Here is a 25,347-nt window from a genome sequence, read left to right on the forward strand (position 1 = left end):
TTTCTAATTTTTGTTGTCAGATAATAATTCCCCGGTTTCTTTCACCTTAATATCAGTGCCTAAACGTTGTAAGTAAGCAATTAGAGCTACAATCTCACGATCTCTCATTTCTACGAATTCCTCACCGTTTTCGGCGGCATAGGCTTTATCGGCCTCATAGCTTTTTGCAAAATCAGGGTCTGTGTACAGGTTTTTTTCAAGTTTTTCTGCCTGCTCATCCATTAGGGCATCGGCATTTGCAATATCGTCTTCGGTATAAGGCACGCCAAGGGTTACCATGGCTTCCATTTTAGTTTGAATATTGCTTCGGTCATGCTCGTTTCTAATAAGCCAAGCGTAGGCAGGCATTATTGAACCGGATGAGGTACTTTGTGGGTCGTACATGTGGTTCAGGTGCCAGTTATCGGAGTATTTTCCTCCAACCCTTAATAGGTCTGGCCCTGTACGTTTACTACCCCAAAGGAATGGGTGGTCATATACGAATTCACCTGCCTTTGCATATTCGCCATAACGCTCTACCTCACTTCTAAAAGGACGAACCATTTGTGAGTGACAGCTAACACAACCTTCTCGAATATACAGGTCACGACCTTCAAGTTCCAAAGGCGTATAAGGTTTTACACTGGTAATCGTGGGTATGTTAGATTTCACCAATATGGTCGGCACAATCTGTATAATGCCGCCAATCAAAATAGCAACAGTTGCTAAAATTGTTAATTGAATAGGCTTACGCTCTAACCATGTATGGAAAGTTTCACCAGCTGTTCTATGTTTTGAAACACGAGTAAGTGCTGCAGCTTCGGCCAATTCGTCTTCAATAACGCTACCGGATTTTATAGTACGAACAACGTTATAGATCATGACTATTGCTCCAAAAATATAGAGGCTGCCCCCAATAGCACGCATCCAGTACATAGGCATAATTTCTACTACGGTTTCTAAGAAGTTACCGTAAACCAAAGTGCCATCTGGGTTAAAGTCTTTCCACATTAAGGCCTGTGTAAACCCGGCAACATACATGGGCAATGCATATAAAATGATACCCAAGGTTCCGATCCAAAAGTGAAAGTTTGCCAAGCCGGTAGAAAATAACTTGTTCTTGGTCATTTTAGGAACCAACCAATAGATCATACCAAATGTCAAGAATCCGTTCCACGCCAAAGCACCAACGTGTACGTGGGCAATAATCCAGTCGCTAAAATGGGCAATGGCGTTCACGTTTTTAAGCGAAAGCATTGGACCTTCAAAAGTGGCCATACCATAACCGGTAATGGCAACCACCATAAATTTTAGAACGGGATCGGTACGTACTTTGTCCCAAGCCCCACGCAAGGTTAATAGTCCGTTGATCATACCACCCCAAGAAGGAGCCAAAAGCATAATCGAGAAAGCAACCCCTAAGTTCTGTGCCCAATCCGGTAAAGCAGAATATAATAGGTGGTGCGGACCTGCCCAGATGTAAATGAAAATTAGAGACCAGAAGTGAACTATAGAAAGTCTATAAGAATATACCGGTCTGTTGGCCGCTTTTGGAACAAAATAGTACATAAGCCCCAAGAAAGGGGTAGTCAAGAAAAAAGCTACCGCATTATGGCCGTACCACCATTGTACCAATGCATCTTGAACTCCTGCGTAAACCGAGTAGCTTTTTAAGGCACTTACGGGCAATTCAATATTATTGAAAATATGAAGTACGGCAACCGTTACGAACGTAGCCAGGTAAAACCAAATAGCTACATATAGATGGCGTTGCCTTCTTTTGATCATGGTACCAATTAGGTTAGCCCCAAAAGCCACCCAAACCAAAGCAATGGCAATATCTATAGGCCATTCAAGTTCAGCATATTCTTTAGAGCTAGTATACCCCAAAGGGAGTGTTATGGCCGCCGCAACAATAATAAGTTGCCAACCCCAGAAATTAAACTTGCTCAGAAAATCACTGTACATACGTGCTTTAAGCAAACGCTGAGTGGAGTAGTAAACCCCGGCGTAAATGGCATTTCCTACAAATGCAAAAATTACCGCGTTGGTATGCAACGGGCGTAAGCGACCAAAACTTAACCATGAAATACCATCGGTTAAATTGGGGAACATGAACATAAAGGCCAATAATAAGCCCACAGACATACCTACAATACCCCAAAACATGGTTGCATAGAGGAAATTTTTCACGATTTTGTTATCGTAATAAAACTGCTGAACTTCCATAATTATACTTGTTTATTTAGTTGGATTTTCTCTTTCTCTACTTTTTTAGTGACCGTCTTTTTAGGCAAGACCAATTCATCTTCAAAAAGCATGCGTACAGAAGGGGTGTACGAATCATCATACTGACCACTTCTAACTGAAACGATAAATGCTATGAAAAATAGGACCGCAACAAGAATGCTGATAGCCAATAACACATAAATTACACTCATACCTACCTGAATTATGGTGTAAAACTACGGTACGGTTTCGCCATTAAATATGACTTATATCAGGTTTTGATAAATACCTTGAAGATTATTTGTGTGCGTGTTAATTGTCTGTTATTGTGTGTGTTGCGTAACTGTTTGTGAGGAAAAAGTGAAAACAGATTTTGAGTTGCATGAAAGTGGGCCTATAGCAGAAGTTTAGGCTTTTTTGGTGTTCTGGTAAATGGAAATTAAAGCCGCAATTATAATCAAGTTTTTGATTACGTACTGGCCAAGGAGAGTAGGGGCAAAAGGGCTAGAAGTAAACGATATCTCACTTAAAAGTAAAAGAGAGGTAAAGGTGCAGACCATATGGGAAAGGGTTATGATTACCGTTTGCTTTCTATAGATATCCAGAAGCAGGAAAATACCGATTCCCGCTTCTAAAATTGCCAAAAGAATGATAGAGGTTTCCCTAGGGATAAGTCCCATCGTGAGCACACTAATGGTGTCTTTGGCCATTTCTTCGGCCGGGCTGGCATCACTAAAGAATTTTAAACTCCCAAACCATAGGTAAACGACACCTATTGAGATTTGCAAGAGTGAAATTTTCTTAAAATGAGTGTATAGCAAAGCTGTCTTTGAAGAAGGCATGTATTGTTTAGTCTAGTTGAGTTGGTTTTTGAACCTTACAAACCTAACTTTTTATAGCATTCGGATTGGTTTTTTAACAGTTAAGTTTTCCGGTTGCATTCAATTTCTTCTCCTTTGTAAGAATAGCCTTTAGAGGTTATTTTAATTCTCTTCCTATTACATTGGTAGCCACCGTTGCGAACGCCACTACGCTTATAGAACTTAAAGGCATTAAAATGGCTGCGATTACAGGCTCCAGTTGTCCTGTAATGGCAAAGTATAGACCAATAATATTATACATTAAGGATAAGAGAAAGCATAATTTTATAATTTTCATAGCTTTTTTGGAAGCCATGATATACTTGTTCAACTGTTGAAATTTGGAAGCGTCCATAATTCCATCACTAGCAGGAGAAAAAACATTAATGTTTTCGGAAATGGCAAGTCCTACTTCGGCTTGGGCCAGTGCTCCGGCGTCATTTAGTCCATCGCCTACCATGAGCACTTTTTTACCTTGTTCTTGCAAGGATTTTATAAACTCCAGTTTGTGCTGTGGTTTTTGGTTGAAGTAAAGAGGCGTAAGCTTGGGCAGCAATTTTTCCAATCGTGGTTTTTCTCCTTCGTTATCTCCTGATAGGATAGCCAATCCAAAATTTTTGGACATTTCTTGAAATACTTCAGAAACCCCATCACGGTATTGATTGTGAAAAACGTAGCGGCCTTTATAGGTGTCATTACTGCTAACATGTACCGAAGTCGTAAGTGCATCGGCAGTTTCTGTGTTGCCTACAAAAGTGGCGGAACCTGCTTTTATGTGGGTGTTGTCCTTTATGCCCTCCACACCTTTGCCAATATGCTCTTCGTATTCATCTAGGGTAATAATGTTTTGCTCGGCCAACAGGTTATAAAGGGTTCTACTTAGTGGGTGGTTAGAGCCTCGCAAGGTATTTTTAAGCAAAGAAGCTTCAGCTTCCGAGAGGGGCATTCCCTCATAGGTGGCGGTACTTTTTTTAGAAGTAGTAATGGTGCCTGTTTTATCAAAAATAGCGGTATCTATTTGTGCGAGCTGTTCTATGGTCCTAGTATCTTTCAGGTAAATTTTTTTCCTGCCAAAAATACGTAGCATATTACCAAGGGTAAAGGGTGAGGCCAAAGCAATCGCACATGGGCAAGCAATTATTAAGACAGCCGTAAAAACGTTCATAGCTTTGCTTGGGTCATATACAAGCCAGAACAGTGCGGATAAAAAAGCAATGGAAAGCACCGCAATGGTGAATCTTCTTCCAATGCTATCGGTCAAGGTCTGAAACTTAGTGGCTTTATCCTCTTGAAAAACACTGTTGCCCCACAATTGGGTAAGATAACTCTGTGAAACTGATTTTAAGGCCTCCATCTCTATAGCACCCTGAAGCTGTTTTCCGCCGGCAAAGACTTTGTCTCCGGATTCTTTTTTAACCGGTTCGGATTCACCGGTAACAAAACTATAATCAATACGGGCTTGTCCGTTTATCAGTATACCATCAACAGGAATCAATTCTTCGTTTCTAATCAATAAGCGGTCGCCTTTTTTTATGTCGTGCACTTGAGCGGTTTCTTCTTTGCCTTCTTTGGAAATTCGGGTTATGGCAATAGGGAAATAGGATTTATAATCACGTTCAAACGATAAAAAAGAATAGGTTTTTTGCTGAAAGAATTTTCCAAGGAGCAAGAAGAATACCAGGCCGGTTAAGGAGTCAAAAAATCCGCTTCCCCAACCAAATGTAATTTCTAGCGTGCTGCGCAGAAAGAGTACCAAAATTCCTAGGGCAATGGGTACGTCTATATTCAATAGGTTACTTCGTAGTCCTTTATAGGCCGATATAAAATAATCCCTGCCCGCATAGAGGAGGACAGGCAATGAAAACAGGAACATGAGCCAATGAAATACCGGTTCATATCTGTTGAGCCAGAACTCACCGCCCGATGCATCACTGGACGAGAGGTCAAAATAATCCGGAAAAGAAAGAAACATGACATTGCCAAAAGCAAAACCTGCAACCCCAAGTTTATAAATTAAGCTACGATTAGTACCTTTCTTTTTGTTATCAAAATCATCTAATGATATACTAGGCTCATAACCAATCCTTGCTAATAGGGTAACTACTTCTTTCAATGAAACATCAGCACTGTTGTATGTAATACGGACCGTCTTCTTAGGGAAATTTACTTGCGTACTTTTTATAGACGCGTTTAGTTTGTTAAGGTTTTCAAGCACCCAGATACAGGAACTGCAATGAATGTGTGGAATATGGAGGTTAACAATTTGGATGTCTCCATCATTGAATTCAATAAGGCGTTCAGTAATTGCTGTTGAATCTAAAAAAGCGTATCTTCCATCAATAGCTTTTGGGGTTGCCCCTGCAGCCGATTGTATATCATAATAGTAGTTTAAATCATTGCTAGATAGAATTTCATAAACGGTCTTGCAGCCGTTACAACAGAAATTTTTATCATCTAAGACTATGGCATTGGATTCACAGTCATTACCGCAATGGAAACAATTATTAGAATTCATCTTTACACTTGCTAATACCTGTTACAAAGGTGCGGGTTATAGATGTTTAAAAACATGACAATTGTCAGGTTTTGTGTAGATTACGAACGGTACCTTTGTAGTGTCAGGTATAAATAATAGAGTTATGAATAGTAGATGTGAAAATTGTATAATACGGCAATTCAATTCGTTACGGGCCATGAGCAAAGAAGAATTGAAGAAAGTGTCCGATTCCAAAATCTCCAAGACTCTTAAAAAAGGTGAAGCCCTTTTTCACGAAGGCCAACAATTAGATGGTGTTTTTTGTGTTAGGGACGGGGTGTCCAAAATGTCTAAACTTAGTGCCAACGGAAAGGATCAAATAGTGAAGTTGGCCAGTAAGGGTGCTGTAATGGGGCAACGTTCCGTAATTGCGGAAGAGGTAACGAACCTGAGTGCTATTGCGGTGAGTGATATGGAGGTGTGTTTTATACCCAAAGATGTTATTTCAAATACGCTTGACTGTAACCCGAATTTTGCGGTTGAGGTATTACGCCATATGGCCCACGATTTAAAGGAGGCAGATGATGTTATTGTAAATATGTCCCAGAAAACCGTGAAGCAACGAATGGCCGAAGCCTTTTTATACCTCAAAAAGAATTACGGAGAGGATGATGAAGGATTCTTGAAATTAACCTTGTCCAGAGAAGATTATTCCAATGTGGTGGGCACCGCTACCGAATCCTGTATCCGGATTATTTCCGAATTTAAGAAAAAGGGATTAATCAAGACTTCCGGAAAACGGATTGGGGTGGTTGAGGAACGTAAACTTTTAGACCTGATTGAAGGTTTCTAAAAGCGCACTTCTCAAAAACTGATATATGTCATAGTTTGCTTATGGGTTTGGTTCTACTTTTACCCTTGAAGATTTCAATAAAAAAAGTAGATGAAAAATATTTTACTTCCCACAGATTTTTCGGCAAATGCATGGAATGCGGCGCGTTACGCCATAGAGCTTTTTGAAAATGAAGCTTGTAACTTTTATGTGCTAAATACCTATACGCCCCATATTGCACACAGTAGGTTCATGGCTGCCAATGTTTCTGACGGACAAATAGAGGATTCGGCACGAAGGCAATCAGAAGAAGGGTTAACTAACTTCATTTCAGGAATACAGGCCCAGTTCCAAAACCCTAAGCATAAATTCACGGCCATATCTTCTTTTTCAATGTTGGTAGACGAGATACGGGAAGTGGTGGATGATTATAACATAGATTTGGTCATTGCCGGAACCAAAGGGGCATCTAGTCTAGATGAGGTCTTTATGGGTAGTAACACGGTACGAATAATAAAGGCGGTAAAGAGATGCCCGGTACTTGCCGTTCCTCAACATTTTAAATTTAAAACACCGGATGAAATAGCTTTTGCAACAGATTTCAATCGTTTTTATACGGAGTCGGAGCTTAAGCCTCTTTTGGATATGGCCCTTACCTTTAACGCTGTAATTAGGATAGTGCACGTACAGCACAAAATTTCGGCCTTAACGGAACTTCAGAAGTTTAATTTAGGTATGCTGCGCAAATATCTAAATGGTGCGGAGCATTACGTACATACGGTTTCGGAACTGAATTCCATTTCCAAAACGCTTGAGGTGTTTAGCAATGAGTTGGATATTCACCTGTTGGCCATGCTCCATTACCAACATAGTTATATGGAAAATATAACTAGGGAGCTTGTGGTGAAACGTGTGGCTTTTCACACGCAGATACCTTTGTTGGTTATACCGGAACTGGGTATGTGCAGTTCTTTAAAGAGCCGGAAAGAGGAGAGTTCTTTAGTTTCTGAGTAATCAATTTTTACAATAGCGGGTCAATACAATCTTAGTTTTTTTATTGCGATAATATTATATGTTATATTTCTCAAAATAAAAAAGATACTCTAGGGGTTCTTCTTAATTTTGTAAAAAAATTAGCGATGAACCTTCCTAATACAGGTCAGAAGAGATTAGTAATCATTGGTGGCGGTTTTGCCGGAATATCACTAGCAAAAAAACTCAGTGAAATAGACTTACAGATTGTTTTACTGGATAAGCATAACTACCATACATTTCAACCCTTATTATATCAAGTTTCAACCAGCGGTCTTGAGCCGGATTCCATTGCGTACCCTATTCGCAAAGTGCTAAAACACTTGGAGAATTTTCACTTTAGACTGGCCAATGTTGAGCGTATTGACCCCGAACAAAAACTGATTTTTACAGATACGGGAAACCTAGACTATGATTATCTGGTTTTAGCAACAGGTACAAAGACCAACTACTTTGGAAACCAGCAGATTGCCGAGTACTCCATGTCTATGAAAAGTGTGCCGCAGGCGTTGGATATTAGAAGTCTAATGTTGCAGAATTTTGAAAAGGCAGATGATTCCCAAGACCCTATAGAGCGCAAGGCCTTACTTAATTTTTGCATTGTGGGAGCGGGACCAACGGGAGTTGAGCTTGCTGGGGCATTTGCAGAATTAAAGAATAATGTATTTCCAAAGGATTATAGGCACCTGAATGTAGATGAAATGGAAATCAACCTGTTCGAAGGCGGCCCTAGGGTTTTACCTCCAATGAGTGAGCACGCCTCTAAAAAAGCCACGGAATTTTTAAAGGAATTGGGTGTGCGCGTACATCTAAATGCTATTGCCAGTAATTATGATGGAGAACAGGTTACCTTAAAGGACGGAAGCACGCTACGTACTAAAAACTTTATTTGGACGGCGGGCGTAACGGGTGCTGCAATTGAGGGTTTTGCACCCCATATATTGGTAGAACGATTGAATAGGTATAAAGTAAACCGGTTCAATCAAGTAGAGGGGTATGATTCGGTTTTTGCTATTGGGGATATTGCTTATATGGAAACAGAGGCTTTTCCCAAAGGACACCCACAAGTGGCGCAACCCGCAATCCAACAAGGGGAGCTCTTGGCCAAAAATTTGGAGAAGTTGCTAGAGGGTAAGGAAATGAAACCTTTTACATATGTAGATAAAGGAACCATGGCTACTGTAGGAAGAAATAAGGCCGTAGCCGACATCAAAAAACTAAAATTTGGAGGTTTTTTCGCATGGTTCATATGGATGTTCGTGCACTTAATGGCGCTTGTTGGTTTTAGGAACAAGGTGATTGTATTTTTTAACTGGGCCTACAATTACATCAATTATGATAAAGCGGCAAGGCTTATTCTTAGGCGTTTTACTCCTAGGACATAGTTTAGCGGTACAGATAGCAATTAATTAAAATGCTTTAGTATCTTTGCCATGTTGTGTTGTGACCCAGAGCCTGTATAGGTTTGGGCCAATGAAAGGCTTTCCATGTTGGAAGGCTTTTTTTGTGCGCTGTTTGCAGGTGGTTTCCCTTTTAGGGTAGCGATCGGGCACATGAAATCATCGGGCTACCTTTAGGAATTAATAGGTAGACCTAATGATATTCTGACTCTAAAAACTTAGATTTTTTGCAGTTGGCGTTCAAGAAGATTTTCTTGGTTGCGTTTAGAAGTTACTTTGTTCTGGATGGATAACCATGCTTTTTTTGCCTTTTCCGCTTTTAACTGATATTGTGTTTTTTGCATGATACGAGGTTTAAGGTTTTGGTTTTTTACTGGTTTTTTAAAACTGGTCAAAAGACTTGAATCTTTTCAGTTTTACATCGCTCATTCTCATCAACTTAACAACACTTCAAACTTACGGCAAATAGATTTGTTTTCATCGATGAAACACGTTAATAAAACGTTTTTTCCATTTTAAGAATTTTGTCCTGTTCTAATAATTTCATCCATTTATAAAAAGGGCCAAATATGCGATATCGATAAAAAAGCCGTATTTTTAAACTAGATTTTTAAAGAAAAAACGATGCCTTTATATCATAAACTAGGAAAGTTTCCGCAAAAGCGACATACCATTTTCAAAAAAGACGATGGCACTTTGCACTACGAACAATTGTTCGGCACCATTGGTTTTGATGGCATGTCTTCTTTACTATATCATTTACATAGGCCTACCCAAGTAAAAGAAGTGGGCAAAACTTTAGATATTGCTCCAAGGGCCGCTGTAGAATACAATATAAAATCTAGGTTGCTCAAAGGGTTTCAGGTTGCTCCGGAAGATGACTATTTACAGAGCCGTAAAACCGTTCTTTTTAACAATGATGTTCACGTAGGGCTTGCGGCACCAAGAAAATCGTTAACGGAGTACTTTTATAAGAATACAGATGCAGATGAGCTTTTGTTCGTTCATAAGGGTTCGGGAACGTTAAAGACCTTGTTAGGAGAAATTCCTTTTGAATATGGGGACTATTTGGTGATTCCCAGAGGTATGATATATCAGATTGAATTTGATAACGAAGACAACCGTTTGTTGATAACCGAAAGCTATCATCCTATTTATACTCCTAAAAGATATCGTAACTGGTTTGGACAACACTTGGAGCATTCGCCTTTTTGCGAGCGTGATTTTAAGTTGCCCCAAAATCTCCAGACTTTTGATGAAAAGGGCGAGTTTTTAATTAAAGTGAAGAAGCAAGGGCAATTGCACCATATGATTTATGCTACACATCCCTTTGATGTTGTGGGCTGGGACGGATATAATTTTCCGTATGGGTTCTCAATTCATAATTTTGAACCTATTACGGGTCGCGTACACCAACCGCCACCAGTACACCAGACGTTTGAGACCAGTGCCTTTGTAGTATGCTCGTTCTGTCCTAGGTTGTACGATTATCACCCGCAGTCCATTCCCGCACCGTACAATCATTCCAATATAGATTCGGATGAAGTGCTCTATTATGTGGATGGTGATTTTATGAGTAGAAAAGGTATTGATGAAGGGTACATCTCCTTACATCCTGCAGGTATTCCTCATGGTCCGCATCCAGGCACCTATGAAGCCAGTATAGGAAAAAGCAAGACCGAGGAACTTGCGGTTATGATAGACACGTTTAAGCCGCTAAAACTTACCCAACAGGCCATGGATATAGATGATGGCAAATATTATAAAAGTTGGTTGGAGTAGATCTATAAGAGGTCTGTTATCTTTTTGCTAAAGCCCATGCTAGGCTCTCGCTTTTTGGATACTTTTGAAAAAGAAAATAAGAGATAAGTGATATTAGATTTAATAAAAAATAGACGTTCTGTCTTTCCGGCGCAATACAATGACAAGCCAATAGCCAAGGCCGATATTGAGAAAATATTGGAAGCGGCCAATTGGGCACCCACCCACAAGAAAACCGAACCGTGGAGGTTTCGAGTTTTACAGGGCGAGTCCCAAGAAAAATTGGGATTATTCCTTTCTCTGAAATATTTGGAGAATGAACCGAACCCAAAAGAATTCAAAGCTAAAAAACTGATTGAAAATCCTAAACGTGCCGGTGCAATTATTGCTATTTGTATGCAAAGGGACCCCGCTCAAAGTATTCCTGAATGGGAAGAAGTAGCTGCTACGGCAATGGCGGTCCAGAACATGTGGCTCTGCTGTACGGATATGGGTATAGGTTGCTATTGGAGCTCACCGGGACTCGTTAAGCACATGAACGATTTCTTTGAAATGAACCAAGGCGAAGCTTGTTTGGGTTTTTTCTATATGGGCTATACGGATGAGGCCATCCAAGAGGGGCAACGAACCCCAATTGCGGATAAAGTAGTTTGGATGGATTAAGGCCCGTCCAAAGCCTATTCCCTGGTGTACGTATACGTGCTTCCTCCTTGTTTTAGTAGCATGGTCTTTTCTTCTGGGTTAAATTCCAGACGTACGCCTGCTTGGTGAAACTCAAAAGCATGCTCTTCTACAGCTTCCAACGGGAATGAGGGCTGACCGGTAGCTTGTGCTATTAAGTTTCCTTCACTCTGGGTAATAGTAAGTTTTAAGTGCAGTTGTTTGCTTCCATAAATGCCTAAATATTTTTCTAAATCTTCTGCCGTAACCTCAATGGTTTTAAAATTGGGTAGGTTAAAAGACTTGTCATAATATGCCGCTAAAACTGCAATGAGAATATCATTGTTGCTATAACGAGTACCATTGGATGTGAGTGCCACGGAAATATGGTCCTTGGGAAATGTAGCTAGTTGAGAAGTAAAACCGTCTATACCACCATTGTGTCCAAATCCTTTTTTAGTAAAATAAGGCATTTCAAACAATCCCATGCCGTAACCATCTTCAAAAGTCTTCATTTGTTTTAGACTTTCTTTGGTAATAAGTTTTCCTTCATATAGAGCGGTGGAAAAGGTATTAAGGTCAGTAGGAGTAGAGACTATGGCCCCAGCTCCTATTGGGATGGACATATGGGTTTCAAAAGATTTGTTCCAGCGGGTGTCATAATTATATGAAAAAGCCTCATTGTTGTTGGTATCTATGGTGCTCCCCATATAGGTGTTTTTCAATTGCAGGGGCTCAGTTATTTTTGTTTTAATGAGATTGGCGTAACTGTCCTTTAACACGTCTTCCAGAATAAAAGTCAATAGCTGATAATTGGAGTTGCTGTATTCCCCTTTACTATTAGGTTCAAAAATGCTACCCCCTTGTTCTATTAGTTTCAGTAGTTGCTGTCTTGTTTTGGGTTGCGTATTCCACAGAAGGTAATCCGGTCTGCTGGTAACATTGGCAATACCGCTTCGGTGATTAAGCAAATTACCAATAGTAATATTAGAGGCATTTTTAATGTTAGGAAAAAAGTTGGCTATAGGTTGGTCCAGTGTTATTTTTCCTTCTTCAATGGCCATAAAAGTAAGTACGGAAGTAAACATTTTAGTAATGGAACCCACTCTGAATTTTGTGTTTACATCTACTTTCTTTTCGGTTTCCATATCGGCATAACCAATAGTCTTGGTGTAAATGGTCTTTCCATTATGCGAAAGGGCTACACTTCCCATAAAACGGTCATGTTTTTCCAGAGCGGTAAATAGGCTGTCTAGCTTTGGGGAACTGAAATTTTGCGAAAAAAGAGAAAGACTAATGAGGGTAAAACCAAGTAAGCAGATTATCTTTTTCATGAGATGTATTAGTTAAGAAATGGAAATAATTCTAGCCGGTAGTTCCATGCTTTGGAGATAAAGAGTCCTAAATAGATTATAGCAATCAAGAACTTCATAAAAGTTCCGGTCAAAAAGCCTAAGAACGATCCAAATGCGGCTTTAGTGGCTGTTTTTCCATCGGCTTTGTTCAGTAATTCGCCAACTAAGGCACCAACAAATGGCCAAATTATAATTCCAAACGGACCCAAAATTGGAAAGAAAAGGGCAACCAAAAGACCAAGAGTGGTACCAATAACACCATATTTTGTACCCCCGAATTTCTTTGTCCCCATGGCCGGAATTATATAGTCCAAGCCAAAAACCAACAGGGCCAGAGCGGCTGTAATTCCCAAGAACAAATTGTCTTGGGGGACCGCCTGAGTAAGGTGTAATAACAATAGGCCTACCCAACTAATAGGAGGTCCGGGTAGAACCGGTAGGAAACTTCCCAGAATGCCAATGAGCATAAAGATGAAGCCTAAAATGAGTAATACAATGTCCATTTTATCAATTTTCTGTTTGACGAAGATAACCTCATTTTGTTACACCCTAAAAGGATATGAATTTAATTACTTACTGTTTTGTTTGATGTTCAGTTAGTTAGTATCCGTTAATTTGATTTTTATTTTTTAAACTAAAATTTTAGTTTAAACTATATTTTTAGTTATATTTGTTTTGTAGATGAACTAAATACTTAGTTAAATGAAGCAATTAACAAAAGCAGAAGAAGAGGTGATGCAGCAGTTATGGCAACTGGAAAAATGCAATGTTGCCGCTATTATTGAACAGTTGCCAGAACCCAAACCGGCATACAACACGGTATCCACAATTGTAAGGATTTTAGAAAGCAAAGGTTTTGTAGACCATGAAAAAGAAGGGAAGGGGTATCTGTATTTTCCCATCGTAAAGAAGTCAGATTATAGCAATCAGAGTATTAACAAGCTGGTAGACGGGTATTTTCAGGGTTCCTTTAAAAGTATGGTCTCTTTCTTTATGAAGAAGAACGATATGAGTCTCTCGGAATTGGAGTCCATTTTAAAGGATATTAAAAAACCTGACGAGACAAATAAAAAGAATAATTAAAATCTGTTTTGATGATACAGTACATCCTAGAGTGCATCGCTTTTCAATTGGTTTTTCTTGTTATTTATGATTTTTTCTTAAAACGGGAGACCTTTTTTCAATGGAACCGCTTTTATCTTTTGAGCACATTTTTGCTGTCTTTAGTGCTGCCCTTTATAAAAATAGAAGCTTTTAAAACCACAGTGGAACAGCCCTATATTGAATATGGCGAGGAATTTTGGGGGGTAAATAATGCCCTTGTAGTTGGGGTTCAGGAGCCTACGGCAATAGACATTTCATGGCAAATGGTATTATTTGTATCTGGAGCACTAGTAGCTACGTTGTTATTGGTTTATAAGCTGCGCCAGCTGTATCTTTTGAGTACAAAAGGAGACAGGATTAGTTTCAAGGAGTTTACGCAAATATTGATTCCGAATAGCAACATGGCTTTCTCCTTCTTTAAATCAATTTTTATTGGGGATAAAGTTTCAAAAACGGATTACACCAATATCATAGCCCATGAATTGGTTCATATAAAACAAGGGCACTCGTGGGATTTGCTCTTCTTTGAGCTCATGCGCATTGTTGGCTGGTTTAATCCGCTGGTCTATGTCTACCAAAATAGAATTTCGGAATTGCACGAGTTCATCGCCGATGCAAAAGTTGCGAAAAACAATAAAAACGAGCAATATCAATTGTTGCTTTCCCAAGTATTCCAAACTCAAAATATATCGTTCATCAATCATTTTTTTAAATCATCATTAATCAAAAAACGAATTGTCATGTTACAAAAATCACAATCAAAATCGGTTTTCAAATTAAAGTATTTGGCATTGGTGCCCTTGATTTTGGGGATGTTGTTTTATACTTCGTGCGAAAACGATGATGAAAACAGTCTGGAGGATAATGAAAATATCATAACCGTAAGTAGCGTAGATAACCTCTCTGAAGAAGAGGAAACTAAGGTGTATGCAAGATTGAGGTCGCTAGCCGATTCTGAAGAAGCCTGGAGCTTAAAGGTTGAAGATTCTGAAAATTCTTTGAAGTTCGAAAGTACAAAGGATGACGTATTTGTTTCGGGGATTAACAATGAGCCAATTCGGGCTAAAATGACTATTGATAACAATGGCTCGCCAAAGTACTTTAAAAACTTTATAGCTTCTGCAGGCGAACCGTACGATTGGAAAAAGATTTATAGGGAAGAAAATCTAGTGCCTTTTATCTATGCTGACGAAGTTCCTGTTTTTCCGGGTTGTGAAAATGAAAATGATTTAAAAGCTTGCTTTCAACAAAATATCCAGAAACATATTAGTAAACATTTTAATTATCCCGAAGAAGCTCAGAGAAAGGGAATTCAAGGCAGGGTAAGTATTATGTTTACTATTGATGAAGATGGTTCAATTGTAGATATTCGGAAAAGAGGTACCCATGAATCATTAGAAGCTGAAGCAGTCCGTATTATTGAGAAATTGCCGCGTATGACACCGGGTTCTTACGAGGGTAAAACAGTTAAAGTTCCATTTTCAATTCCTATCAGTTTTAAATTAGAACAGGCAGGGTTTAGTCCGTCTAGTACTGACGATATTTATGCGCAAATGCAAAAGGAAGAAATAGCTAAATTATCCGCTGAGGCCCAAATAGCTTATGGGAATTCCGTGGCTTTTAAAGAAGTAGAAATCCCCCCTGTTTTTCCGGGTTGTGAAAATGCGGATAATATACAAGACTGTTTTCAGAAAAGTGTAAATCGGCATATTTCCAAGAATTTCAGATATCCGCAGGATGCACAAGAAAGAGGGATTCAAGGTAGGGTTCTGGTAATTTTCCTAATGGATACCTCAGGAAACATTACTCATATTTCTACAAGAGGCCCGGATAAATCTTTAGAAGAGGAAGCGGAACGTATTATTTCTAAATTACCTAAAATGTCCCCGGGTAAACATAACGGTAAAAATGTAAATGTACCATATTCAGTTCCTATCACTTTTAAACTTAGATAAACTTGAGAGTCATAGTTAGTATCTTTTTGTTAGTTTTCTGTGTTACATCAGAAGCCCAAATAGCAACAGCCTCCGTAGCAGATAGTCTCTTCGCTACAGGTAACTACATAAAGGCGATTAACCATTATGCCGAAGATGGTTCCATTACTTCTACTTTACAGATTGCTAGGGCCTATAACGCTATTGGCAATTATGAAAAAGCAATTGCGCAGTATCAGAATGTGCTGTCTCAAGATGCAACGCTTCAAATTGCAAAATTTGAACTGGGAAAGCTGTATCTGAAAACAAAAGACTTTACGAATGCGGAGGCCCTATTTTTAGAACTGACGCATGCTGCAAGTAACAACCCCGAGTATCATTTTTATTTGGGAGAGACTTTTCGTGAAGAAAAAAAGACGGAGCGTGGTCTGGCGTCTTACAAAAATGGAGTGGTAATTGATAGTACACATTTAAGAAGTCTGTTTCAATTAGGGAAATATTATGTGGGCCAGAGAGAAAAAGATTCGGCCTTAACATTTATTGATAAGGGACTTCATTTCTATGAAAATGATGTGGCGATGCTCAACTTAAAAGCATTGGCGTATTATAACAATGATGAATACACTAAAGCGCGTCCGTATTTTGAAAAGTTAATAGCATTGGGCGAGCATAAGGAGTATATCTACGATAAATTGGCCTACTGTTATTTTAAAGAATGGGAGTTTGAGCCGGCAAAGATAAATTATAGAAAGGTGCTGGAGTTGAATGATGAAAATGCCGATGCTTATTTCAATTTGGGTCAGGTGTTTTGGAAAGATCGGCAAGTAGATAGCGCTCAATACTATATTGAGGAATCCATTGCTGTTCAAAAGCCTTTTTTATTAAGAGAGTATGTTGCCTTAGCGGGATTAGCAAGAAACAAAGACGATATGAAAACGGCTTTGAAATACTACAAACTGGCACATCAAGAAGACCCGGATGATGCACTGGTCTATCACAATGTTTGTACAGTGGCGGATCAGTATTACAAAGACCCTAAAATCAAATTAACGTATTATGAAAAATTTGACGAGAGATTTGGTGATAAAAACGACTATATGTCCAAAATGGTAAACAAGCGTATTTCTGAATTAAAAGAGGAAATCCATTATGATGTAAAATAACCACTATCGTTTTTCAATTCCATTTTTTAATTGAAAACTGCCATTTTGGAGTATTTTCCTTTCGTGAATAGCGATTCATAGCACAAACCTCCACAAAAAATCGTAATTTCCGCCTAGAATTTAGGGCAATGCGAAACCTCACAATTTTATGTTTTTTGTTCTTGCTTACCGCATGCAATTGGTCGGCGTCAAAGGAAGAGAAGACCCAAGAATTGGTCAATAAAGAGATATTGAGCATAGATTGGGAAGATGTGGACCAATACCCTCTTTTTGCCGATTGTGATGAAATTGCTTCTAAACAAGAGCAAAAGCAATGCTTTATGGCAACGCTTTTGAAACATTTTTCCAAAACGCTAGAAGAATCGGACTTTGTGGTTGAAGAAGCCGTAAAAGACACTATTTTTGTAGACTTTTTAATGGAGGCTTCAGGGGCCATATCCCTTTTACATATTGATAAAGGTAATATAACCGAAGACCAGCTTCCAGGTTTTGATCAACAAATAGAAAAAAGCCTGAACAGTTTGCCCAAAATTGAACCCGCACTTAAAAGAGGCATTCCGGTTAGGGCTAAATTTAGAATTCCCATAGTGCTTCAATAAATTAAAATATTTGGCAACAGAAAAAATTATACTCGGTATTGATCCAGGTACTACCATTATGGGCTTTGGTCTTATAAAAGTGGTAGGAAAAAAAATGGAGTTCATCCAAATGAACGAATTGATGCTCAAAAAGTATGACGATCACTACACCAAACTTAAACTCATTTTTGAGCGTACCATAGAACTGATAGATACCTATCACCCAGACGAAATTGCCATTGAGGCGCCTTTCTTTGGGAAAAACGTACAATCTATGCTTAAGCTAGGCCGTGCACAGGGTGTGGCTATGGCTGCCGGACTTTCACGCGAAATTCCCATTACCGAATATTTGCCAAAAAAAATAAAAATGGCGATTACCGGAAACGGAAACGCCAGTAAAGAACAAGTTGCTAAAATGCTGCAAAGTGTGTTGAAGTTAAAAACCCTACCCAAGAATTTGGATAGTACGGATGGTCTAGCCGCTGCGGTATGCCATTTCTATAATGAAGGAAGGGTAGAAGTTGGTAAAAGTTACAGCGGGTGGGACGCTTTTGTAAAGCAGAATGCAAAAAGGGTGAAGAAGTAGGGTAGGGATTAGTGGTTAGTAGTTAGTACTGAGTATGGAGTAAAGAGTACTGAGTAATGGGATTTCAACGATGAAATATATAAATAGGAGGAAGTTAGAAGTAGAGGTAAAGGATAGTTAAACGAAAAAAATCTTGTGTAAAGCATTTCCTGATGGACGTTTTTTAACTTCTACTAACTACTAACTACTAACTACTAACTACTAACTACTAACTACTCAGTACTTAATACTATTACTAAAAAACATGAGCGGCATCTACATTCATATTCCTTTTTGCAAACAGGCTTGTCATTATTGCGACTTCCATTTTTCTACTTCAATGGGGAAGAAAGAGGCTATGGTCCAAGCTTTACAGAAAGAGCTTTCCTTGAGAAAGGATGAGTTTAAGGATGAGGTTGTAGAAACTATTTATTTTGGGGGCGGCACGCCTAGTGTATTGAAAACTGAAGAAATCCAGTCCATAATTGATTCGGTTTATGAGCACTATTCGGTTTCGGAGCATCCGGAAATTACCTTAGAAGCCAACCCGGATGATTTATCCACGGAGAAAATAATATCTCTTTCCAAGAGTCCTATCAATCGTTTAAGTATAGGGATTCAATCTTTCTTTGAGGCGGATTTAAAGTTGATGAACCGGGCGCACAACGCCAGCGAAGCCGAAAATTGTATAAGGGAAGCCACCACATATTTTGATAATATTTCTATCGATTTAATTTACGGCATTCCGGATATGACCAACGAACGGTGGAGGGAAAACATAGAAAAAGCTCTTTCCTTCGGAGTTCCACATATCTCCAGCTATGCCCTCACTGTTGAGCCACAAACTGCCCTTGCCAACTTTATTAAAAAGGGCTTGGTAAAGAATGTAGATGATGAGGTGGCACAGGCACATTTTCATATTTTGTCCGAAACTTTGGAAGCCGCCGGTTTTGAAAGCTACGAGATATCCAATTTTGGGAAGCCCGGATATTTTTCGCGGAACAATACAGCATACTGGCAACAGAAGAAGTACTTGGGTATTGGCCCGTCTGCCCATTCCTATGATGGGGTTAGTAGGGGCTGGAACATCAATAATAACCCAAAATATTTGAAGTTCATTGAAAAAGGGGAGCTCCCTATGGAAACTGAAACATTATCAATGACCGATACCTATAATGAATATGTAATGACAGGCTTGCGAACCATTTGGGGTGTATCGCTTTCTAGAATTGCATCTGATTTTGGTGAAAAATATCGTGAGTACGCTTTAATGCAGGCCGAAAAACATCTTAAGGATAACTTACTTCATATTAATGGAGACACACTACTGACCACTAAAAAAGGTCGTTTTTTGGCAGATGGTCTCGCATCCGACCTTTTTATGGTAAATTTGGGGTAAATATGAAAGTGAAAATAAGTGCTGTTTTACAGTACGGAAAAGGATAACCGCTTTTAAGATTTTTAACACAAGGATTGTCCTAAAAACAGAATATTTTTTATGATTGCTACTATAAAACATAGAACAAGAAACTACCCCATAGACCTTACCAAACCCTTGGATATTTCAATAGCCATTAAGGGTGGTGAGCAAAATGTAAGTGCATGGTATGTGGCCCCGCCAACAATTGAGCCGCACGAAGAAAAAGGGTATGTTGGTAAAGTGTCAGAAGGGGCTTCCATCAATTTTAATGATATTTCTTTCAACCCGCATGCCCACGGCACACACACGGAATGTGTAGGTCATATTACAGAAGATTTTCATTCTATCAATAAAAACTTAAAACAATTTTTCTTTCTGGCGGAAGTCATTACCATTGCTCCGGAAATGGTAGATAACGACTTTGTGGTTTCAAAAAAGCAGCTTAAATATGCTTTGGGGAACAAAAAGAGAGAGGCCGTGGTTATACGTACCCTGCCTAATATGAAACAGAAAAAGTCCCGCCAATATTCACATTCAAACCCTCCTTACCTCACAGAAGAGGCTGCCGAGTTTCTTGTAGAAAAAGGTGTGGAGCATTTGTTGGTAGACTTACCTTCCGTAGATAAAGAAAAGGATGATGGAGCACTGGTGGCCCATAAAGCTTTTTGGAATTTTGGAGGTAAACTTAGAAAGAAAGCCACTATTACGGAGTTTATTTATGTGTCCAATTCTATTGAAGATGGCACGTATCTGTTAAATATTCAGGTGGCTCCTTTTGAAAATGATGCCAGCCCCAGTAGACCTGTACTTTATAGAATTATACAAAAATGACCAAGTGGCTAAAGGTAGAGGAGTTGGGTATGTTCTTGTTTGGAATATACATGTTCAGTCTTTTGCCATATGCCTGGTGGTGGTTCGTAGTGTTGCTGTTAACTCCAGATTTTAGTATGTTGGGCTATCTTTTGGGGAATAAATGGGGTGCCGTTTTCTATAATATTTTTCATCACAAAGGAATTGCTCTTGCCATCTATATAATTGGGATGTATCTTTCGGCACCCGTATTGCAATTGGTAGGGATTATCTTATTTTCGCATGCGGCAATGGATCGTGTTTTTGGCTATGGTCTAAAATATGATAAAGGTTTTAAGTTTACCCACTTGGGGGAAATAGGAAAATAAGAATGGATAATATTTTCGATACTTTTTTAGGTCTTATTCTAGGTGCTATCCTAATGTATTGGGTGTATTCTTATTTTAGGAAGCAAAAAAGTAAAGAACTTACCAAGCACCAATCCACAGTATTGGTAGAGAAAATACAGAGCGTTTGTAAGTTGGTTTCGGTAGAAGGCGATTTTGCAGAAATCTACAGGTACGAGAATATAAAGGAACGCTTCATGAGTTTGGTAAGCAGCAAGAAAAAAGCGCTGCTGGTCATCAATGCCAAGGCCCACATTGGTTATGATTTAAAAAAAGTAAGGATAAAGGCCGATAACGAAAATAAAAAAATTATCCTGACCCATTTTCCGGAACCAGAGATTCTATCCATAGAGCCGGATATTCAGTTTTATGATATTCAGAGTGGTATGTTCAATTTTTTTTCTTCGGATGATTTAACCCTATTGAACAAAGAGGCCAAACAACACATAAGAGAAAAGATTCCGCAGAGTGGACTGATGCAAACTGCCAGGAAAGAGGCTATTCAAGCTGTTTTATTAATTGAAAAGATAGTAGAGACCATTGGTTGGAAACTAGATTACACGGCTTTGGAGATTACGGAAAAACAAAAAGAAATGCTCGAAGATTAATTTACATATATTAAAAACAACAGACATGAGAACACTTACTATTTCAATAATATTTTTAACACTTGCCGTTACCTCTAATGGCCAAACAAAGAATGACATGAGAGAATTTGACCCTAATTTTGCCCATACCGTATACTTTTGGTTTAAAAACCCGGATAGCAAAGAAGACCGAGCTACATTTGAGAAGTCGCTTCAGAAATTTTTGGATAATTCGGCCTATGCCAAAACCAGTTTTATAGGCGTTCCGCCAAAGGCTAGTAGAGATGTGGTAGATGGTTCGTTTACCTACTCGTTAATTGTAACTTTTGAATCTGCTGAAGCGCAGCAGAACTATCAGGACGAAGCTCCTCATAAGGTATTTATAGAGGAATCTAGCGCATTATGGGAAAAGGTAATCGTTTACGATTCTAAGGGTATACAGTAAGTTTTATGGTCGTTTATAAGTATGCCACGCTGGAAGATGCATTGGCAATAGCCCAGTTACATACTAAAAGTTGGCAAGAGAATTACCGAGGAGTCTTTAGCGATAATTACTTGGATGAATTGGCTCTTGCCGACCGCCAAAAAGTATGGCGGGATAGACTTGGTACCCCAAGTTTGGACCAAAAGGTAATCTTGGCGGAGAAAGACGGAGTTATGCTTGGTTTTGCGTGCGTATTTTTGAACCAAGACCCCACCTACGGTGCCCTATTGGATAATTTGCATGTTTCAGCAGAGACCCAAGGCCTTGGTGTTGGAAGAAATCTAATGGAGCGCGTTGCAGATGAGGTAGAAAAAAGTACTTCTGATAAGGGCGTGTATTTGTGGGTGCTTGAGGGTAACAAATCGGCACAAGGGTTTTACGACTCTCGCGGAGGAAAACGATTGGAGACCGTAGAAGGGAACGATATTGGGGATACGCCTATCATGAAAGTAAGATACCATTGGTTGTCCTTGGAAAAACTGAAAGTACCCCAACAGTAAAGTACCTTAAGAAATGATGAACGTTGAAGTATTTCGGGAGTATTGCATTGCCAAGAAAGGAGTAACAGAGGAATTTCCGTTTGACGAGAAGACCCTGGTATTTAAGGTTATGGGTAAAATGTTCGCTCTTTGTGCTCTGGAAAGGCTTCCACCTCAGGTGAATCTAAAGTGTGATCCAGATAGGGCAATAACACTTCGGGAAGAGTTTGATGGTCATATCATACCTGGCTACCACATGAGCAAAGTTCATTGGAATACGCTTTTGTTGGACAACCTACCTCCAAAACTAATCACGGAATTGGTAGACCATTCCTATGATTTGGTTATTTCCAAATTTACCAAAAAGCTCAAGGCGGAGTATGATGCTCTTTCTTAGAAAACGTCATCACTTATTTAAAAAATCCGTGTAGGATATATGCAGCAACTAGAATCTTTTTATAACGGTGAGATTGAAAAATACACCAAGGAGTTAGCGCAAATAAAGAAGCTGTTATTTGCTTCGAGCATGCTGCGTTTGGCCATATTTTGTATTGCTGGATTTGGCGTTTATCTAACTATGGGAGACGCCAAATGGGTTATGGCCGTAGTGTTGGTAACCATTGTACTTTTTCTTTTTTTGGTAACCAGACATGCTGGACTTCAGTACAAACGAGATAGGCTGTTGGCGCTGCTGGATATTAACCGGACCGAATTAAAAGTATTGCACCGTGACTTTCATGACCTACCGGAAGGCGATGAATTTAAGGACCCGTCGCATTATTTCAGTCAGGATATAGACCTGTTCGGTAGGGGCTCATTTTTTCAGTATGCCAACCGTACCGCTTTAAAACAAGGGGCGGAAACCTTTGCTGCTCTTTTCAAGGCTAACGAGATAGACGGAATTCCTAAGAAACAGGAAGCTATACAGGAACTCGCCAAAATGCCGGAATGGCGACAAAACTTTTCGGCAACGGCTTCTTTGGCCAAAACCGAGGGCAAAACGGATGCTATTGTAAAATGGTTGGCGGGCTACGAAGCTTTTGTTCCTAAAATAATGCGGTATGTGCCAATGGTGTTTTCCGTAGTTTCCGTGTTATTGTTCGCGCTTTATTTTTTTGATTTTGCTCCGGAATCGGTTTTAATACTCTGGCTTGTCCTAGGTATGGGCATCACGGGAATCTATACTAAAAAAATCACCAAGCTTGGAGGGGATGCTTCCCAGGTACAGAGCATTTTTCAACAGTACAACAAATTACTAACGTTGATCGAGGATACGGAATTTACTTCCGATTATCTAAAGCAGTTGAAGGGTAATGTGCTTCGGGATAAAGAAAAGACTTCTTTGATCATAGCACAGTTTTCCAAACAGCTCAATAGTTTGGACAAGAACAATAACATTATTTACCTCTTCTTTGGGAACGGTTTTTTTCTTCGCACCTTAACACACTGCTATGAGATTGAAAAATGGATTGGAAAGCATGGTGCTTTTGTAGAAAAATGGTTTGATACTATCGCAATTTTTGACGCGTATAACAGTCTGGGCAATTTTGGGTTCAATCATCCGCAGTACAATTATCCTACCGTTACTAAGGATGGAGTGGTGCTAAAGTCCACTGGAGCAGGGCATCCATTGCTTAATCCGGAAAAGAGCGTCCTAAATGACTTTCAAATAGATCGGGAACAGTTCTTTATCGTTACCGGAGCTAACATGGCCGGGAAAAGTACTTTTTTACGTACCGTTTCATTACAGATCGTTATGGCTAATGTAGGGCTTCCGCTTTGTGCTAAAGAGGTGGTGTATTCTCCCATAAAATTGATTACCAGCATGCGTACTACGGATTCGTTAACGGATGACGAGTCTTACTTCTTTTCGGAATTAAAACGATTGAAATTCATTGTAGACGAAATTCAGGAAGATCGTTATTTTATTGTCTTGGATGAAATTTTGAAAGGAACCAATAGTACGGATAAGGCCGAAGGTAGCCGGAAATTCGTGGAGCGTTTGGTAGCTTCAAAGTCTACCGGAATTATTGCTACGCATGATTTAAGCCTTTGCGAGGTGGCCGATACATTGCCTCAGGTTGAGAACCATTATTTTGACGCTGAAATCATTAATGATGAACTTCATTTTGATTATAAGTTTAAGGACGGAATTTGCCAGAATATGAACGCTTCGTTCTTGTTGAAGAAAATGGAAATTGTAGAATAGCTAGTCAACTAACAATCAAAAATGGACTCGTTAACCCAGATAGTTTTAGGAGCCGCCGTAGGTGAAGCCGTTTTAGGTAAAAAGGTTGGGAACAAGGCTATGCTCTATGGGGCTATTGCCGGCACTATTCCAGATTTGGACGTCACGGCACGTTTTCTTTTTGATACGGTTACTGCGACTGAAATCCATAGGGGTTTTAGCCATTCCATCTTCTTTTCTTTACTGTTTGCGCCCTTATTTGGATGGTTTATCTCCAAGATAGAAAAGAAAAGCGAAGCTACTTTTAAAGATTGGTCTTGGTTAATGTTTTGGGGTATGTTTACACACCCTATATTGGACACCTTTACCACGTGGGGCACCCAGTTGTTCTGGCCCTTTAAAATCCGATTGGCATTTCAGAATATTTTTGTCATAGACCCATTGTACACGGTTCCGTTTATCATATTCTTGATAATGGCCATGCGGCAAAAAAGGACATCGCCCAAACGAAAAAGGTATAATAGGTTGGGGTTAACGGTAAGTACGGCCTATCTGTTGACTACCTTAATTTTAAAATGGGTTGCCTATAAAGAGTTTCTTTATAATTTAGAAATACAAAGCATATCTTATGAAGCCATAGATACCCGGCCTATGCCGTTCAATTCTCTTTTGTGGACGGCCAATGTAGACGCTGGTGATTCCTACTTGATAGGGTATTATTCTTTTTTTGATACCCAAGAAATTAAATTCACCTCTTATCCCAAGAACCATGAACTTCTGGGAGACTTAAAATCCGATGATAAAGTAGAACGACTTATTGCTATAACCAATGGTTGGTATACGATAACCGAGAAGGCCGGTAAATTATATTTTAATGACCTAAGGTTTGGGCTTATTAGTATAGACCCTAAAGAGTCTAAGTTTGCTTTCAGCTATGAGCTTAAAAGAGATAGTGCCGGGTTAACTGTTCAAGAAATGCCCAAGTACCGCGCAGATGCCAATCGACTGTTAAGTGCGCTTTGGGAGCGTATATGGGGCAACTAGTTTCTTAGAGTGCTGTGCCTG

At 39.4% G+C, this 25,347-nt stretch carries 26 protein-coding genes; 19 read left to right on the forward strand and 7 right to left on the reverse strand.

All coding sequences use genetic code 11. The features are described 5' to 3' along the window. Positions 1–3: 3 nt before the first annotated feature. The 4 genes from ccoN to SJY45_RS15835 form a co-directional block, all read right to left on the reverse strand. Positions 4–2,208, reverse strand: coding sequence for a cytochrome-c oxidase, cbb3-type subunit I (gene ccoN, locus SJY45_RS15820; RefSeq protein ID WP_400071981.1), 2,205 nt, complete (start codon positions 2,206–2,208; stop codon positions 4–6). A 2-nt stretch (positions 2,209–2,210) separates the two neighbouring features. Continuing rightward, entirely contained in the window at positions 2,211–2,420 is a 210-nt protein-coding gene (gene ccoS / locus SJY45_RS15825; protein WP_289061415.1) for a cbb3-type cytochrome oxidase assembly protein CcoS, read from the reverse strand. Positions 2,421–2,615: 195 nt separating this feature from the next. Next, positions 2,616–2,996, reverse strand: a complete 381-nt coding sequence (locus SJY45_RS15830; RefSeq protein ID WP_400071983.1) for a doxx family protein — start codon at positions 2,994–2,996, stop codon at positions 2,616–2,618. Between the two features lie 190 nt (positions 2,997–3,186). Beyond that, positions 3,187–5,583 carry a heavy metal translocating P-type ATPase gene (locus SJY45_RS15835; RefSeq protein ID WP_400071985.1) on the reverse strand — a complete coding sequence of 799 codons (2,397 nt, stop codon included), beginning with the start codon at positions 5,581–5,583 and terminating at the stop codon, positions 3,187–3,189. 124 nt (positions 5,584–5,707) lie between these two features. On the opposite strand from SJY45_RS15835, the gene SJY45_RS15840 reads away from it, so the two are divergent. The 3 genes from SJY45_RS15840 (at position 5,708) to SJY45_RS15850 (ending at position 8,793) form a co-directional block, all read left to right on the forward strand. Beyond that, positions 5,708–6,397 (forward strand): Crp/Fnr family transcriptional regulator, encoded by a 690-nt coding sequence (locus SJY45_RS15840; RefSeq protein WP_246560369.1) that lies wholly within the window; start codon positions 5,708–5,710, stop codon positions 6,395–6,397. A 90-nt stretch (positions 6,398–6,487) separates the two neighbouring features. After that, positions 6,488–7,390: a universal stress protein gene (locus tag SJY45_RS15845; RefSeq protein ID WP_400071987.1), complete on the forward strand. Its 903-nt coding sequence runs from the start codon at positions 6,488–6,490 to the stop codon at positions 7,388–7,390. 125 nt (positions 7,391–7,515) lie between these two features. Next, positions 7,516–8,793: an NAD(P)/FAD-dependent oxidoreductase gene (locus SJY45_RS15850; RefSeq protein ID WP_400071989.1), complete on the forward strand. Its 1,278-nt coding sequence runs from the start codon at positions 7,516–7,518 to the stop codon at positions 8,791–8,793. A 233-nt stretch (positions 8,794–9,026) separates the two neighbouring features. On the opposite strand, the gene SJY45_RS15855 is transcribed toward SJY45_RS15850, so the two are convergent. Next, positions 9,027–9,152 carry a hypothetical protein gene (locus SJY45_RS15855; RefSeq protein ID WP_256439076.1) on the reverse strand — a complete coding sequence of 42 codons (126 nt, stop codon included), beginning with the start codon at positions 9,150–9,152 and terminating at the stop codon, positions 9,027–9,029. A gap of 280 nt (positions 9,153–9,432) precedes the next feature. On the opposite strand from SJY45_RS15855, the gene SJY45_RS15860 reads away from it, so the two are divergent. Further along, positions 9,433–10,590, forward strand: a complete 1,158-nt coding sequence (locus SJY45_RS15860) for a homogentisate 1,2-dioxygenase (protein ID WP_400071992.1) — start codon at positions 9,433–9,435, stop codon at positions 10,588–10,590. A gap of 87 nt (positions 10,591–10,677) precedes the next feature. After that, positions 10,678–11,232, forward strand: coding sequence for a nitroreductase (locus tag SJY45_RS15865; RefSeq protein WP_215438592.1), 555 nt, complete (start codon positions 10,678–10,680; stop codon positions 11,230–11,232). 14 nt (positions 11,233–11,246) lie between these two features. Here the strand turns inward: SJY45_RS15865 and SJY45_RS15870 are convergent, their stop codons facing one another. Both SJY45_RS15870 and SJY45_RS15875 read right to left on the reverse strand, forming a co-directional pair. Further along, positions 11,247–12,563: a serine hydrolase domain-containing protein gene (locus SJY45_RS15870; RefSeq protein WP_400071994.1), complete on the reverse strand. Its 1,317-nt coding sequence runs from the start codon at positions 12,561–12,563 to the stop codon at positions 11,247–11,249. Between the two features lie 8 nt (positions 12,564–12,571). Continuing rightward, complete coding sequence (locus SJY45_RS15875; protein WP_400071996.1) at positions 12,572–13,087, reverse strand: DUF456 domain-containing protein; 516 nt, start codon at positions 13,085–13,087, stop codon at positions 12,572–12,574. Between the two features lie 199 nt (positions 13,088–13,286). Between SJY45_RS15875 and SJY45_RS15880 the strand changes: the two genes are divergently transcribed. The 14 genes from SJY45_RS15880 (at position 13,287) to SJY45_RS15945 (ending at position 25,326) form a co-directional block, all read left to right on the forward strand. After that, the gene (locus tag SJY45_RS15880; protein ID WP_155598441.1) at positions 13,287–13,667 is read left to right on the forward strand and encodes a BlaI/MecI/CopY family transcriptional regulator; all 381 of its coding nucleotides are present in this window, start codon (positions 13,287–13,289) and stop codon (positions 13,665–13,667) included. Between the two features lie 11 nt (positions 13,668–13,678). Then, entirely contained in the window at positions 13,679–15,643 is a 1,965-nt protein-coding gene (locus SJY45_RS15885; RefSeq protein ID WP_400071998.1) for a TonB family protein, read from the forward strand. Between the two features lie 2 nt (positions 15,644–15,645). Further along, a complete protein-coding gene (locus tag SJY45_RS15890; RefSeq protein WP_400072000.1) occupies positions 15,646–16,785 on the forward strand; it encodes a tetratricopeptide repeat protein in 1,140 nt (379 codons plus the stop codon). A gap of 128 nt (positions 16,786–16,913) precedes the next feature. Then, positions 16,914–17,384 carry a hypothetical protein gene (locus SJY45_RS15895; protein ID WP_289061430.1) on the forward strand — a complete coding sequence of 157 codons (471 nt, stop codon included), beginning with the start codon at positions 16,914–16,916 and terminating at the stop codon, positions 17,382–17,384. A gap of 10 nt (positions 17,385–17,394) precedes the next feature. Next, positions 17,395–17,949, forward strand: a complete 555-nt coding sequence (gene ruvC / locus SJY45_RS15900) for a crossover junction endodeoxyribonuclease RuvC (protein ID WP_215438585.1) — start codon at positions 17,395–17,397, stop codon at positions 17,947–17,949. Positions 17,950–18,193: 244 nt separating this feature from the next. Then, positions 18,194–19,327: a radical SAM family heme chaperone HemW gene (gene hemW, locus SJY45_RS15905; RefSeq protein ID WP_400072003.1), complete on the forward strand. Its 1,134-nt coding sequence runs from the start codon at positions 18,194–18,196 to the stop codon at positions 19,325–19,327. 99 nt (positions 19,328–19,426) lie between these two features. Continuing rightward, a complete protein-coding gene (locus tag SJY45_RS15910) occupies positions 19,427–20,179 on the forward strand; it encodes a cyclase family protein (RefSeq protein ID WP_215913027.1) in 753 nt (250 codons plus the stop codon). Then, the gene (locus SJY45_RS15915; RefSeq protein WP_400072005.1) at positions 20,176–20,526 is read left to right on the forward strand and encodes a DUF4260 domain-containing protein; all 351 of its coding nucleotides are present in this window, start codon (positions 20,176–20,178) and stop codon (positions 20,524–20,526) included. Before SJY45_RS15910 ends, SJY45_RS15915 begins: the two co-directional genes overlap by 4 nt. Before the next feature lie 2 nt (positions 20,527–20,528). Continuing rightward, positions 20,529–21,152: a DUF4230 domain-containing protein gene (locus tag SJY45_RS15920; RefSeq protein ID WP_289061436.1), complete on the forward strand. Its 624-nt coding sequence runs from the start codon at positions 20,529–20,531 to the stop codon at positions 21,150–21,152. A gap of 25 nt (positions 21,153–21,177) precedes the next feature. After that, positions 21,178–21,576: a Dabb family protein gene (locus SJY45_RS15925; RefSeq protein ID WP_400072007.1), complete on the forward strand. Its 399-nt coding sequence runs from the start codon at positions 21,178–21,180 to the stop codon at positions 21,574–21,576. Between the two features lie 5 nt (positions 21,577–21,581). Next, positions 21,582–22,115 (forward strand): GNAT family N-acetyltransferase, encoded by a 534-nt coding sequence (locus SJY45_RS15930; protein ID WP_400072009.1) that lies wholly within the window; start codon positions 21,582–21,584, stop codon positions 22,113–22,115. A gap of 16 nt (positions 22,116–22,131) precedes the next feature. Continuing rightward, positions 22,132–22,491 (forward strand): MmcQ/YjbR family DNA-binding protein, encoded by a 360-nt coding sequence (locus SJY45_RS15935; RefSeq protein ID WP_303405534.1) that lies wholly within the window; start codon positions 22,132–22,134, stop codon positions 22,489–22,491. 39 nt (positions 22,492–22,530) lie between these two features. Beyond that, entirely contained in the window at positions 22,531–24,303 is a 1,773-nt protein-coding gene (locus SJY45_RS15940; protein WP_400072011.1) for a MutS-related protein, read from the forward strand. Between the two features lie 21 nt (positions 24,304–24,324). Next, positions 24,325–25,326, forward strand: a complete 1,002-nt coding sequence (locus SJY45_RS15945; RefSeq protein ID WP_400072013.1) for a metal-dependent hydrolase — start codon at positions 24,325–24,327, stop codon at positions 25,324–25,326. The last annotated feature ends 21 nt before the right edge of the window (positions 25,327–25,347 follow it).

The organism is Zobellia russellii (assembly GCF_044597075.1).
GTDB lineage: Bacteria > Bacteroidota > Bacteroidia > Flavobacteriales > Flavobacteriaceae > Zobellia > Zobellia russellii.